The following is a 12,200-nucleotide window of genomic DNA, read 5'->3' as shown; positions in this document are numbered from 1 at the left end:
CCGCCCCCCATAGGGGCGCCGATCATGGTAAAAGCCAGTGTATTTATCGGCGTTCTCTACAGACTCAGCATGCCGCACCACAGCCAATAGCATGTGCATACGCTACTGCCGCTCCGCGACCTCCTCGCGGATGAAAGGAAAAGACAGTGAGCGACTGGGAATTCATCAAACACCGCACCGCCGCCGACGGCGCGGTATGGCGCAGCACCGACGGCGGATTCTACAAACGCACCGGCGATCACACCGTGAAAGAAGAAGCCGACTTCCAGCGCCGGGCCGCCGAACTCGGCTACCCCGTGCCGCAGATCGTCGCCGACGGCATCGAGGAGGGCCGGCACTTCTTCACCGAGCGCAGCCTGGGTGAGGTCTCCCTGCATGACGCGGCCCTGACCGGCGCCGGTGGCCAGGTGGCCGACAGCGTGATCGAGGCGGCGGCCGCCATCTCCGGCCGGCTGCTCGAAGCCCAAGCCCGCACCGCGCTGCCCGCCGGGCCGCAACGGGTCCGGGCATGGGTGCGCCAGGCCGGCTTCACCGACAACGTCTTCGCCGAAAACCCCGACCTGGACACCCCCCGCGTGCACGCGGCCCTCGATGAGGTCGTCGAGCGGCTGAGCGGGGTGGCGATGTGTCACAGCCACCTGGACTACGGGCTGCCCAACGCCTTCACCACCGGGGTGATCGACTGGCAGCACCACGGCCTGGCCCCCCTGGGCTACGACGTCTACCCGATGCTCGACATCGTCGCCTTCAAAGGCGGCGGCAAGGGATACCGCCTCACCCCGGCGCAGCGGGCCCACTACCTGACCGCCCTCGATGAGGTCGCCACCGGCGCATACGGGTGCCCGCTGAGTGGGTACCTGGCCGACTTCCTGCTAGTCAAATGCCTGTTCTTCCTGGCCTTGATGCGACCGGTCGATGTCAGCCGGCACGACAAGCGCCTTAAATGGCACTACCGCCGCGCCCTTGCGCAGATGGGACTGGAGCACTATGCGTCGACCACCACGATCGACACCGCCACCTTCCCCACCCTGGCCCAGTTCACCGCCACCTTCGCTCCCACCGCCCCATAGCCCGCTGGGCAGGGCGCTGCCCCTGGTGCGCGACCGCGACTACCTCATGGACCGCCACGGCGTGGTCTTCAAAGTCATCGGCGACGTCCACCCGGGCAGCCACTACCTCGGCTACGTCAAATACCACCCCGACGACAACGGCGACCGCCAGCTGCTGGGCCGCACCTACCGGCAAAACAGCGTCGTGTCCAAATCCTTCGGCATCCTCGCCGAGCGGCCCGAATGCTACGTCTACTCCGACGTCCTGGGCTGCGTCATCACCGGCCTGCCCCGCCAGGAGGTGGCGCTGCGCTACTCCTGCCGCGAAGCCCTGGCCACCATCCACGACAACCCGGCCCTGGTCGAAGGCGCCCGCGCGGGCGCGGACCTGCTGGCCATCATCAACCGGATCGTCTCCCTCGGCGCCCAGCACCTGTTCGGCATCACCGGCTCCTTCCTGGTCGGCTGCTTCAACGACCGCTCCGACATCGACCTGGTCTGCTACGGCCACGACGGCTACCAGGCCGCCGGCGAGCTGTTCGCCGCCGGTGAGCTGATCCGCCCCTATGAGGGGGAGAACCTGATGCAGCTGTACATCCGCCGGGCCAAGTACATGGCCGGCAGCGCTTTTGACACCCTCATCAAGCAGGAACGCCGCAAATTCCAAGGCCTCACCGCCCGCACCGGTGCGCACATCAACTGCGAGCCGATCCGCGGCGACGGCGATCAGACCTTCGCCCGCACCACGGCCAAAGAGATCGGGCACATGGCCCTGCTGGCGAAAATCACCGACCACACCGAAGGACTCGTCACCCCGGCCCTGTACGGGATCAAGGTGAAGACGATCCTGTCTTCCACCGTGGATGAACCCGAATCCTTCGCCCGTAAGATCACCCACATGCGGTCCTACCTCGGCGCCTACACCGGGGCGTTTCGCACCGGCGACATCGTGCACCTGTCGGGCAAACTCGTCCACACCCACGACGGGACCCACAGCGGATTCGGCATCGAGCTGACACCCTGGAGCGTGACCGAGTCCTACCTCGCCACCCTGACCGGGTAACACCCCCGCACGCCTTCCCTCCCCTGTCGCCGGTCGCTGGGGCGCGGCCCCGGCAACCACGACGACCCGCACCAAGGACACGCGGCCGGGAGCATTCCCTGGAGGCGACCATGCGCCCTCCCGATCTCACACGTAACTGGAATCACGCCTCTAACCATTGCTTTTCAAGCTTGCAAGCTTTTAAGACCGGTCCGTCAGGGCCCCAGCGGGATCTCGGCGGGCGGCGCAAGAAGGGCCCGGTCGACGGCCGCACGCCAGATCTCCCCCGGGGTCGTCACCTGATCGGCCAGGCGCTCGTAGAGGGCAAGGGCGTCGACGTCGAACACCGGGGCCGGGCGCGCGTCGCGCCAGGTGCGCAGCTCCGCGATCGCCTCTTTGCTGGTGTGCCAGCAGGCCGCGTGCACCTGCGCCTCCAGCTCTGCGGGGATGCGGGCCACGATCTTCTCCGGCCAGCCGCCGTCACGTGAGCCGGGCCAGCGTCCGGCCCTGGGCGCGCCGGCCGGAACCGGTGGCCAGTCCACATCCCAAGCGCGCGCCGCCATCTCCCCCCGCACCGCGTGCGTAAGCAGCACGTCGACGGTGTCGGCCAATTCGCCGTGCTCACGCAGCTCGGCCAGTCGGCGCGTCAGGGCGGCGCGCCGCTCGGCGCGCTCCAGAGCGGCCAGGTGCGGCCCGATCTCCGCCCGCGCCGCCGTCAGCAGCGCGCTCCGCCGCGCCCGCTCCGCCTCCATCCGGGCGGTCAGTCGCTTGCGCGTGCCATGCGCCACCCGCGCCATCACCGCCACCGTTCCCGCCATACCGACGACCTTAACCGTCGAGCTGTACCGATCAAGCTTGCGAGCGTTCGAACCCGCGTCGGGTGGAGTTCACCGTGCTCTGGCCGCATTGCGGTTCCGCGTTTGGCTTTGTAGGTGAGATCCGGAGCCACATGTTCGCGAGCGGAGAGCCACCTCGGCCGGAGCGTGGGCTCGTATCGACGAGTTTGAGAGCCACCTCGCCGAGCTGTTCGGTTATCTGGGGTCGCCGTGAGGCGCCAGGCACGTAAGGCATGTGGGGTGGTGCGCACGTGGCTTACAGATATCCAGGGGTTGTTCTGTCACGTCAGCCACGTAAGGGACGCGCCGTGCTCCAGACTTCGCCCTGAACAGGAGACCGGGCAGGCCGGCGTCTGGAACGAGGTCGGTGTTCCGGTGGTCGCCGGCTACCTGGCGTGGCAGCGCAACGGCTGGCGGATGGAACGTCTTCTGGCCGTACCTGACGACGCGCCGAGGCAAGACACCTTGGAGGCCAGGGTCAACGCCCTGTTGTCGTTCTACCGTTGGCAGTTCGCCGTGTACGTGAGTTCGAGCTCTGACCAGGTAGACGGTCGGCTTGGTGACGCCCCGAGGCCGCCTCGCGGGTTTGAGCCCGGTGCCGCGACTGACGAACCTGGCGAAGAGTCGTGTCCTACCGGCTCGAGGCGCGGCCAACCGCCCCCGCTACGTCCTACTCCTCCGGCTCCCAGGCGCGGAGCAGGTCGAGCAGCCCTGTGTCTCCGTCAACGTGCAAGGAGTCGGCCGGGATACGGTCGTACAAGTAGAGGACCAACTCACTGGCCGTGCCATGGATGGAGGCGCCGGCTGCGTCCGAGTCCTCGCCGGTCGCGGCAGTGGGCGCGGGGATGCGGGTGGAGCGTGCGCCGTCGCCGTCGACCGTGAGGCGCCAGGAGCGGCCCTCGGCGGCGTGGAAGTCGAAGCCCGTGGGCTTGTGCGGCCAGGCACTCTGCGTTGCGCAGACGGTGAACAGGAACTCCTCCACACCGTCGAGTGCCACCTCGACTGGCAGCGGCTGCGGGGCGCCCCCGGTGAGCTGGGCGTCGTACGTGTGCACCGCGGTCTCCTGGGCCCGGTGCCGGGCGATACCGCCGGAGGTTTGCGGTGACTGCGACGCAGGCCACCACGTCCAGCAACCGCTCTCCGGTCCTGCCTCGCGCAGGGCGCTCAGCAGAAGCTGCGTCGACGCGGCCAGCCAGGCCAGCAGGGCCTCACGCTCCCGCGGCACTTCCAGAGCGGCGCGCGCAGCGGTGGCCTCGGCCGGGGGAGCGTCGGCAGGCCCCGCGCCGACGATGGCGGCCCAGAAACGGTCTCCCCCACCCAGGTGCTTCACCAGATCGAACAGCGTCCACTCGAGGCAGGTCGGCACCTGTGCGTCGAGACTGGGCGCGGCGGCGACCGCGGCGCGGAAGGCGGTCGACCGTTCATCGATCAGTCGCAGCAGGTCAGGGAACTTAAGATTCTTTTCCACGCCGAATGTCTATCACCGTGCATGACGCGGCCGGGCAGCGGGTGACCGAATCGACGTGAATCTGACCGGCTGCCGTCTCCGCGCCGCCGAATTCCACGGGGCGACCTTCACCGGCGGCGCCCGGTTCGTCGGGGCGCGGGGGCTGAAGGCAGCCGGGTTTGAGGGGGTGCGGCTGGCTCCTGTGCCGGCGGGCGTGGAGCGGCTGTGGCCGGATGACTGGCGAGCGGAAGATGCCGGGGACGGGTGGCAGACGCTGCGCCTAGCCGCCGCGGGCGGAGACACGGCGGAGGACGGCCCAGGTGCGGGGCCCGCCGGGAAGCCGGGCGGTTGACATAGCTTCATCGAGCGCCTGCCAACGTGCCTTACGTGCCTGAAAAGATCATCGGGCTCTGACCTGCGAGAAGAGACCAACAACCCCAGATAACGATCGCGGCGCCAGGCTCGCGCCTCTCCTCGTTGCCCCGGCCGGAGCGGAGCAGCAGGTCTCCGGCTCGCCGGTCATATCCGTCGAGCACGTCGGGCTCGACCACGTCCGCCGACCACTGGCGGGCAGTGGCCGCCGGCTCCCGATCTCACCGACATTTCTGAACGAGGAAGATCACCAAGTGGCTCTCAAAGTCGTCGACACCTGGCTCTCGAAGTCAGTGACGTAGCCACGCGTTGAAAGCTCTGCGGTGACTTGTTGAAACTAAGCTTGCAAGCCTGAAAACGTGCCGCTGGTCGCATTCCGTATCAGTGCTCATGCATATTCTGGGGTCCCCTTGCCCGAGCCGCGCGCTCTCGGGGCTGCGGCAATCCGGGAGTTCCAGGCGGCGTGCTGACCTGACAGCGACGGTGCTACCGGTTATTGTTTTGGTATGACCGCGAAGAAGATCTCTATCTCGCTGCCGGAGCATCTCTATGAACAGCTCAAGGCCCGGCCGCTGGAGTCGGTGTCCGGGCACATCGTGGCCCTGCTGGAGGCCGAGCAACAGTGCCTGGACTGGCTGGCCGAGCGCGAGCGCGTCTTCGGTGAGCTCCCCGCCGACCCCGAGGCCGAGGCCTACTGGAGCGCGCGGCTGCGGATGACGGCTGAGGAGGTGCTGGCTGAGAACATCGCCCAGGACGCCCAAGCTGCCCAGGGCGTCGAGCCGGGTGCGGCCGGTGGCGGACGCGGCCGGGCCGCATGAGCATCGGCCACATCCTGCACACCCCCGCGGTGGCCGCCTACCTGGCCGGCGAGGCGGCCATTCACCACCTGGTCAGCGCCGCCGCCCGCGAACTGATCACCCTCATCGTCCCTTCGGCCGTCCTGGCCGCGGCGACCGGCTCTCTCACCGCCGCGGCGCGCGCGCCGCTGACCTTCGAGACGAGCGGGGCGCGCTCGGTCAACCTGCTGTGCGCCCCGATTACCGTGCTCGATCACCTGGTGAGCGGCCCCGGCGACGACCCCGACCCCGATCGGGCGATTCGGGTCGGCCACCTGGCCTACGGGCTGAACCTGGATCTGGCCGACGCGCACACCGCCGCGATCGCCACCCTGCGCTGGTGGCCGATTTTCACCACCCGCGCGGCCGCCACCGGCCTGCTGCGCATCGAGCCCCGCCTCGCGCTCACCTACATTGGCTGACCCGCCGCCCGACACCAGGGCCGCGGCGATCGTGGCCACCACAGTCCTTTCGCGCTTTCAAGGCGATCCGCTACGGCAGGCCGCTCCCGCGTTGCCGGAAGAGTCCCGGCTTTCGTCGCCCACTGCGGCGGGAACCGGCGAACGATAACTCGGACTGAGCGGTTACCGGCGAAGCCTCTCCGGAGCGGGGTATGTCAGGGATATGAGTAAAAACACACCGTGGGACAAGGAAGCTGCCGCCCGGGTTCAGTCCGCAGCGGCACGCCATCCCAACAGTGCCAGCGCTCGTGATGCCCTGGACCGGGAAGCCCAGTCGCAGGCGGACAAGAACGAGCACCGACAGCAAGAGGATCAGGACAACGAGGAGTAGAAGTCGCTGAGGTGCCGCCGGGCGGTCACGGGCCGGGGCTGCAGCTCTTCGGCTGGCCTCGGCCTGCACCGCCCGGCGGACCCCAGCAAGATCAGTTCAGGTCGGCCGCGTCACCCAACTGCAGCCGGTAGCGACCCGGGGCGACGGGATGGCCATCGACCAGGAGGCGCTCGTTGTCGATGTAGGTAATGCCGTCACGAACCAGCAGCACGGGTAAGGCATCGTCATGTGATGTGTCTACAAACGAAGAGCGTGCCGTCGTCGGCTTGGTCATCGTCCGTGGATCGAGAGCATCGTGGTTAGTCTGTGACTGACGATCACGGGCAAAACGGGCGAGGCCCCGAGCTGGGACGACGGTCGCGCTACGGCCAGTGACCATGTGCACTCACGTCGCAAAACATCCAATCCTCGGCCCGCGAGTCGGCCATGAGCGCCCGCGCCGATGCCCTGCAGTAGGTATGAGGGTCCGATCCGCCAGCTCTGGCAAGGACAGGTTTTCTTACCCGCAGGAGAGAGAGGCCTATCCTGCTGCCACCTGATGTGTCCTGCAGGTGACTCATAATGTGTCCGGACATGAGCCGCCGGACCGTACGAGTCAGAGGACATCTCCGGACCCTGCGCAACGGCACTCGGATCAGGGTCCGGGCGCATGATCGGAGCGTTCAGACGGTGGCGACAGCCGGAGCTGGCGTTGTTATCGTGGTCGTCATGGTCGCGATCTTGGCCAATGTGTTTAGCGATCCATCGGCAACGGATCCCGTGCGCCCACCATTGCCGACGGTTCCGGCACAGGTGGAGACGGATCCGCCCCCCGAACCAGTCACCGAGCCGCCACCACCAGAGCCAACATGATCTTGTCGCACGGTGCGACAAGATCGCGGTTCCGCCGTTCTGGGTGACAGCGTGGGACGCGGCCGCGCAGGGCGTATAGAGGTTACCCAGCGCAATCTGCGCGTCGTACCGCACGTCCGGGTGACGGCCTAGCGCTGCCCTGGACGTTGCGGCTTGGCCGGTATGCTTGAGGTGCGAAAGAGTTCCATGAGGGCTGTCCTACGGGATGGCCCTCATGCTTTGCTCCCCCTACTTTCTGCATGGCGTCTCTAGGATGGTGCGCGCGTGCCACACGGTGTGCGGAACTCTTTCGCAGGAGACGATCATGCAGCAGATAACACAAACAAGCGGGGTGTGGAGATGACCCTCGCCGACGCGGCGGCCCTCACGCCACAGTCCGCCGAGCCAGAGGCGAAGCTGCCTGCACCTAACCAGCAGTTCCCGCTACGGGTTCCGCTGATGGAGGGTAAGCAGAATCTGAGGCTTCCCATGCCCTTAATCATCACGATTGGCAACCTGAAGGGAGGGGTCGGCAAGACCACCAGCGCCTTCTTCATCGCCTGCTACTTTGCACTCGTTTACGGCCTACGCGTCCTGGTAATCGACTCCGACCCGCTGAGCCAGACCGGTTACTCGTGGTATCGCGCCATTGTCAAGGCCGGAATGAGTTGGCCGTTCAAGCTCATCCCGTTCCCGTCTAAGCACGTTGGCGACTGCATCGACGATAACTCCGCTTCCGGCGACTACGACGTGATCATTGTCGACACCGGCGGCGAGAGCGACGAGATCTTCAAGGCTGCCGTTCGCAAGTCGCATGAACTGATCATCGCCGCAGCGCCGACCGAGGGCGAACTGGAACGCATCCCATCTTCGTTTGTCGCGGCGGCCGAGGCTGCCCAGGGCGTGCCGCAGGAGATCCGTGTTCGTGTATTGCTGACCAAGGTTCCTCCGCCGCAATCCAAGGAGGGCCCAGACGCCCGCGTCCAGCTCGACGAAGCTGGCTACGACGTATTCGAGGCGCAGGCAACGAACTGGAAGTGGTATCGGCAGGCCGTCAAGACGACGAATCCGATGGATGACCTCTCTGAATACGAGGACATCGGGGACGAACTCGTCATCGAATACATCGCTGATGCAGCATGACCAACGCCGATGAGAAGAAGCCACGGCGTCGTCCACCCACTGCTAATCGCGCTAAGGGGCGGATTGGCGGAGGCAACTCGCTCGATGACGCCGCCGAGCACACTAGCCCCGTATCACCTCTCGCTGGGGCTCCCTGGAATCCAACTGCCACCGTCGAAGGTGATGACACCTTTGATGATGCGCCCCTTGTTCCCCTGCAGGAGCCGGAACTGGAATCAGAGCCGCTGGAGCAGGTACTGACAGGACAGGTGGTCAAGCCCGACCAACAGAGAGGTTTCCTTGATGAGCCGGAATTTGAGCTGGCCCCAGCCGACGCCGATCCGCAAGTCCAGTTCGCTCACTACCAAGGGATCATTTCCAACGCGCGGCGCAAGGTCGAGCGGGTCCTCGATAAGACCGAGCGGTACTTCCGGCTGACAGCAGGCCCGGCTCTCATTGAAATCCATCGCGAGGAGAGCTATAAGGCGGCCGGATTCTCGACGTGGGCGGCAGCGACCGAGTTCTTCGGCTTGTCGGTGCGCCGCTCCTACCAGCTCATGGATTCCGTCCGGGCGATGGAGTGGCTGGACGGCGTCACCTCAGAGGTGCCCGGCGAGCGCCAGCTGCGAGCGATCCTGCCGATTGGTGACAAATACGGCAAGGAGGCGGCCCAGAAAGTCTGGCGGTTGGCCGAGGAGCGTGGCCGGACGTCGGGTTCAGCGCTGGACCAGGCGGCGATCGATCTGAACTTCAAAGTCGCCCTGGAAGCTACTCCCGCTGAGCAATCGAAGCAGGTTGAACTGGCGTGGCGATCGTTTGAGCCAGCACTGCAGGCACTTAACGATTTGTCGACGCTGCGGCGGATCGCTGCCGAGACCCCAGAGAAGGGGCGCGAGATCAAGGGCAAGCTGCAGGCTGCGCTCGCCGCGCTGGGCGATTTACTGGACGAAGAATAGTTGATCTTGTGTACCAATTTGCAACTTGGTACACAAGATCAACTATCTCAAGGGGCGCGGACTATGGGCCCGCGCCCCTTGTCGCGCAATAGATGTCATTCTGTGGATCCGTTTGACAAGAACCCGAGCTCCTTAAGGTTCTTATGCGACAGCCGTGGTTGCTCTGATCTGATGTAGCTGGTCAAGGTACGTGCGGGCATCTGGGTCGTCGCCATGTCGCTGCTGGACGACGCTGGCCAGCTCCCGGGAAACCATCAGCAGGCTGGGCAGGGACTGGCGGTCAGCGCCGAGCGCCTTATAGCCATAGCTAAGTGCCTGGTCCAGGTCTCCGGCCCGGGCGGCGACAACGCCGAGCGTGACGCGAGCTTCCGCGATCCGCATCGGTGCTCGCTCCTGCCCGTCGTGGTCGATGCCCGCTCGGATCACCTCGCGAGCGTAGGTCTCGGCGCGCAGGTCTTCACCAAGAATTCGATAGGCGTCCATGGCATAGAAGTCGTACTTGGCCGGGTCGACGACGAAGTGGTTGCTGATGTTGTCCGGGTAAGGGAGCGCTTCTAAGATGGCGCGGCCACGGTCAAGGGCCACTTCGACCTGGCGACGGTCGCCGATTCGAGCCCATGCCTTCGCCTTCTGCGCGGCGAGTTGCACGGCGACACCATGGTGTCCGGCGACGACCTGGCCTTCATCCGAGGCCGCGATAACGCCTCGGTAGTCGCCCTGGGTTAGCGCCATCCAGGCTCGCATCTCGTGTCCCCATGCCTGGATTTCGCCATGGCCAGCCTCGCGTCCGAGGGACAGTGCGGCCTGCCGTGTGCCCTCAGCTCCCCGGCGCGATCCCATGTCGTACTCCACGCAGCCGACCAGCAGGGCCAGCCATCCGGCCAGGGCCAAGACTTCACGGTGCTGGTCCAGTGTCAGGCGGTGGTCCAGCAGAGTGGTGATTCGGGCGAGCCACTGGCGGCCCTCCGTCAGAAGCTGCCCTGGTGCCAGATACGGATAGTCGCTGCAGAGTTGGTCCACGGTGATGCGCAGACCATCCAGGGTGGCCGCGTCGACTGTGGATGCGCGCAGACGGGTCAGGATCTCCAAGGTGTCCATCCCCGCGGCCGCCAAGGCGAGGTCACGATCCCGCGCCACAGGGAACATAGCCGCGGTGACAGTACCGAACGTCCGGGCGATGAGCGGAGCGTAAAAGTCATCGGGGCGAGAGTCGCCGGCTTCCCATCGCTTCCAGTTCCTCAGCAACGTTACCGCTTCGGGTAAAGACTGGTCGGAATGGGCCTCCAGAGCTCGGACGGCATCAGCCTGCGACCAGTGCCTCGCCTCGCGTTCGGCGCGGATACGGCGTGCCCATGACGGCCGATCATCCATCTGGTTGCCTCCTGAAGCGGGGAGTCTGCGCGGTTCTACTCCAGTTTCAGCCAATGTCCTGTTCGTGGGGTGGTGACATGGAGGTGACACCTGAGATGACACCTGGGCATGGAATCTCTGCTGGCAGATCTTCATTGCATGGCCTTCTGCATGCCTTCCGTGCCCAGGCGGCAACACCCCTCTCTAGCCGGAGGGCTCGATGGGATACCTGTACTGCAGGTCCCATTGGTGGGTCGGCATGATGTAGATCGTCACCTTGACGGGTCGATCATCGTGGGTCCAGCCAATGTGGAAGATCTCATAGACACGCTGATCCTCGGTCATCCGCAGGAAAGTAGCTTCCTCTGGCACGGGTGGGCGAACGGTGATGTGCTCTTCGATCTCTACTTGAGCGTGGCCAAGTTCCGCCAAGCGGCTGCTGATGCCACCAACGCCAGGGTCTTTCTGCTCAATGGGGGTGTCCTTGGCGATGACAAGAGGGATGTAGCTGGTGACGATCTGGATAGGGACGTCTTCGGCTCGCATGTAGCGAGCGCGAATCACCACGCTGGCCTCATCAGGGGCCACGCCGAGCACTTCGGCGACGTGTGCGGGTGGATGGCCAGGACCAACGGTGTTTTTGGACCGCAGCTCGTAGTCCAAATTAGCAAGTTCTGTGGCGAGTGCTCCGCGACTTCCCTCACGTTCACGGTGTGTGCGGCTATGTCGAGCGGCGGCGTTGCGGACGATCGGTGGCAACTCGTGGACGATCGTTCCAGTCGGGCGCTCGACACGAATCAGTCCCTCGGCCTCCAGGATTGCAAACGCGCGGTTGACGGTCTGACGACTTACGCCGAACCGCCCTGCAAGTTCGCTCTCCGCAGGGAGCATGCTGCCACGAGGGTGCTCACCTCCCGCAATGGCCGCGCGCAATATGTCAGCAACCTGGCGATATTGACCCCGGGCGGGCGTTACTTCCATGCCACAACCCTAGTACTCAATGCTCAAGGTAGGGCATTGAGCATTGACACGTTGAGAACGGAGGGTTACTACTTACGTAGAACAATCAACGTAGGGCATTAAGCCTAACGAAGCGGGCCCCGTCCGGCTGGTACCCGGACGAGGCCCTAACACCGGGTCCGCCTCGCGAAAGGACAACCCCGGATGAGAGCCATCTTTGCAGTTCGTGCTGCCCGCATGAACGCGCTGCCTACCAATGTCTCGAGCAGAGTGCTGGCGCAGCATGTGGACGCGAGTGGGACCTGCGTCCGGTCGCCCAACGCCGACGCCTGGTTTCCCGAGAACGGCAGGCCCGCAGGAGCACGGAAGCTGTGCAAGGGCTGCCCCGTCATAGCCGAGTGCCTGGAGCTCGCCCTCCGTGAGGAGGCCGGCCTGGGACGCTCGCGTGTCCAGGGCGTCCGCGGCAGTCGCACTCCCACCGAGCGGTACCGGATCAACCGGCAGCGCGCCGACTTCGCCGCCGCCCGCCAGAGCGCTGACTGCTCGGACGACGTCGCCTCGTACAACGAGGAGATCGCGGCATGAGCACCTCCCAGATCAAGACGAT

The 12,200-nt window shown here is 65.6% G+C and carries 14 protein-coding genes; 9 read left to right on the top strand and 5 right to left on the bottom strand.

Features of this window, described 5'->3' with window-relative positions:
- The first annotated feature begins 146 nt into the window (after positions 1-146).
- Both J2853_RS46515 and J2853_RS46510 read left to right on the top strand, forming a co-directional pair.
- Positions 147-1,070, top strand: a complete 924-nt coding sequence (locus J2853_RS46515; protein ID WP_307569179.1) for a phosphotransferase — start codon at positions 147-149, stop codon at positions 1,068-1,070.
- Positions 1,071-1,095: 25 nt separating this feature from the next.
- Positions 1,096-2,112: a hypothetical protein gene (locus tag J2853_RS46510; protein ID WP_307569178.1), complete on the top strand. Its 1,017-nt coding sequence runs from the start codon at positions 1,096-1,098 to the stop codon at positions 2,110-2,112.
- Between the two features lie 194 nt (positions 2,113-2,306).
- Here J2853_RS46510 and J2853_RS46505 read toward each other — a convergent pair whose 3' ends face one another.
- Positions 2,307-2,909 carry a hypothetical protein gene (locus tag J2853_RS46505; protein WP_307569176.1) on the bottom strand — a complete coding sequence of 201 codons (603 nt, stop codon included), beginning with the start codon at positions 2,907-2,909 and terminating at the stop codon, positions 2,307-2,309.
- 688 nt (positions 2,910-3,597) lie between these two features.
- Positions 3,598-4,395 carry a maleylpyruvate isomerase family mycothiol-dependent enzyme gene (locus tag J2853_RS46500; protein ID WP_307569174.1) on the bottom strand — a complete coding sequence of 266 codons (798 nt, stop codon included), beginning with the start codon at positions 4,393-4,395 and terminating at the stop codon, positions 3,598-3,600.
- Between the two features lie 55 nt (positions 4,396-4,450).
- Between J2853_RS46500 and J2853_RS46495 the strand changes: the two genes are divergently transcribed.
- From J2853_RS46495 to J2853_RS46480, 4 genes are all read left to right on the top strand, one after another.
- A complete protein-coding gene (locus J2853_RS46495; protein WP_307569172.1) occupies positions 4,451-4,726 on the top strand; it encodes a hypothetical protein in 276 nt (91 codons plus the stop codon).
- A 526-nt stretch (positions 4,727-5,252) separates the two neighbouring features.
- Positions 5,253-5,564, top strand: coding sequence for a hypothetical protein (locus J2853_RS46490; protein WP_307569171.1), 312 nt, complete (start codon positions 5,253-5,255; stop codon positions 5,562-5,564).
- The gene (locus tag J2853_RS46485; protein WP_307569170.1) at positions 5,561-6,004 is read left to right on the top strand and encodes a hypothetical protein; all 444 of its coding nucleotides are present in this window, start codon (positions 5,561-5,563) and stop codon (positions 6,002-6,004) included. The genes J2853_RS46490 and J2853_RS46485 overlap by 4 nt, the downstream gene beginning before the upstream one ends.
- Before the next feature lie 202 nt (positions 6,005-6,206).
- A complete protein-coding gene (locus J2853_RS46480; protein WP_307569169.1) occupies positions 6,207-6,374 on the top strand; it encodes a hypothetical protein in 168 nt (55 codons plus the stop codon).
- 91 nt (positions 6,375-6,465) lie between these two features.
- Here J2853_RS46480 and J2853_RS46475 read toward each other — a convergent pair whose 3' ends face one another.
- Positions 6,466-6,648, bottom strand: a complete 183-nt coding sequence (locus J2853_RS46475) for a hypothetical protein (protein ID WP_307569168.1) — start codon at positions 6,646-6,648, stop codon at positions 6,466-6,468.
- 917 nt (positions 6,649-7,565) lie between these two features.
- Here J2853_RS46475 and J2853_RS46470 point away from each other — a divergent pair.
- Positions 7,566-8,348, top strand: a complete 783-nt coding sequence (locus tag J2853_RS46470) for a ParA family protein (RefSeq protein WP_307569167.1) — start codon at positions 7,566-7,568, stop codon at positions 8,346-8,348.
- Positions 8,345-9,283, top strand: coding sequence for a hypothetical protein (locus J2853_RS46465; protein WP_307569166.1), 939 nt, complete (start codon positions 8,345-8,347; stop codon positions 9,281-9,283). Before J2853_RS46470 ends, J2853_RS46465 begins: the two co-directional genes overlap by 4 nt.
- A 141-nt stretch (positions 9,284-9,424) precedes the next feature.
- On the opposite strand, the gene J2853_RS46460 is transcribed toward J2853_RS46465, so the two are convergent.
- Positions 9,425-10,654: an NsdA family TPR-like regulatory protein gene (locus J2853_RS46460; RefSeq protein ID WP_307569164.1), complete on the bottom strand. Its 1,230-nt coding sequence runs from the start codon at positions 10,652-10,654 to the stop codon at positions 9,425-9,427.
- Between the two features lie 183 nt (positions 10,655-10,837).
- On the bottom strand, positions 10,838-11,614 hold the full coding sequence (locus J2853_RS46455) for a GntR family transcriptional regulator (RefSeq protein ID WP_307569163.1): 777 nt from the start codon (positions 11,612-11,614) through the stop codon (positions 10,838-10,840).
- Positions 11,615-11,830: 216 nt separating this feature from the next.
- Between J2853_RS46455 and J2853_RS46450 the strand changes: the two genes are divergently transcribed.
- A complete protein-coding gene (locus J2853_RS46450; protein ID WP_307569161.1) occupies positions 11,831-12,178 on the top strand; it encodes a WhiB family transcriptional regulator in 348 nt (115 codons plus the stop codon).
- The last annotated feature ends 22 nt before the right edge of the window (positions 12,179-12,200 follow it).

This window comes from Streptosporangium lutulentum (assembly GCF_030811455.1).
Lineage (GTDB): Bacteria > Actinomycetota > Actinomycetes > Streptosporangiales > Streptosporangiaceae > Streptosporangium > Streptosporangium lutulentum.
The sequence above is the reverse complement of the archived record's forward strand: the minus strand, read 5'-3'. Positions and strand labels throughout refer to the sequence as shown.

Excerpts from the sequence above, each read along its gene's own strand:
- J2853_RS46475 (WP_307569168.1), bottom strand. The coding sequence starts at position 6,648 with ATGACCAAGCCGACGACGGCACGCTCTTCGTTTGTAGACACATCACAT.
- J2853_RS46485 (WP_307569170.1), top strand. The coding sequence starts at position 5,561 with ATGAGCATCGGCCACATCCTGCACACCCCCGCGGTGGCCGCCTACCTG.
- J2853_RS46505 (WP_307569176.1), bottom strand. The coding sequence starts at position 2,909 with ATGGCGGGAACGGTGGCGGTGATGGCGCGGGTGGCGCATGGCACGCGC.
- J2853_RS46470 (WP_307569167.1), top strand. The coding sequence starts at position 7,566 with ATGACCCTCGCCGACGCGGCGGCCCTCACGCCACAGTCCGCCGAGCCA.
- J2853_RS46480 (WP_307569169.1), top strand. The coding sequence starts at position 6,207 with ATGAGTAAAAACACACCGTGGGACAAGGAAGCTGCCGCCCGGGTTCAG.
- J2853_RS46490 (WP_307569171.1), top strand. The coding sequence starts at position 5,253 with ATGACCGCGAAGAAGATCTCTATCTCGCTGCCGGAGCATCTCTATGAA.
- J2853_RS46455 (WP_307569163.1), bottom strand. The coding sequence starts at position 11,614 with ATGGAAGTAACGCCCGCCCGGGGTCAATATCGCCAGGTTGCTGACATA.
- J2853_RS46465 (WP_307569166.1), top strand. The coding sequence starts at position 8,345 with ATGACCAACGCCGATGAGAAGAAGCCACGGCGTCGTCCACCCACTGCT.
- J2853_RS46460 (WP_307569164.1), bottom strand. The coding sequence starts at position 10,654 with ATGGATGATCGGCCGTCATGGGCACGCCGTATCCGCGCCGAACGCGAG.
- J2853_RS46450 (WP_307569161.1), top strand. The coding sequence starts at position 11,831 with ATGAACGCGCTGCCTACCAATGTCTCGAGCAGAGTGCTGGCGCAGCAT.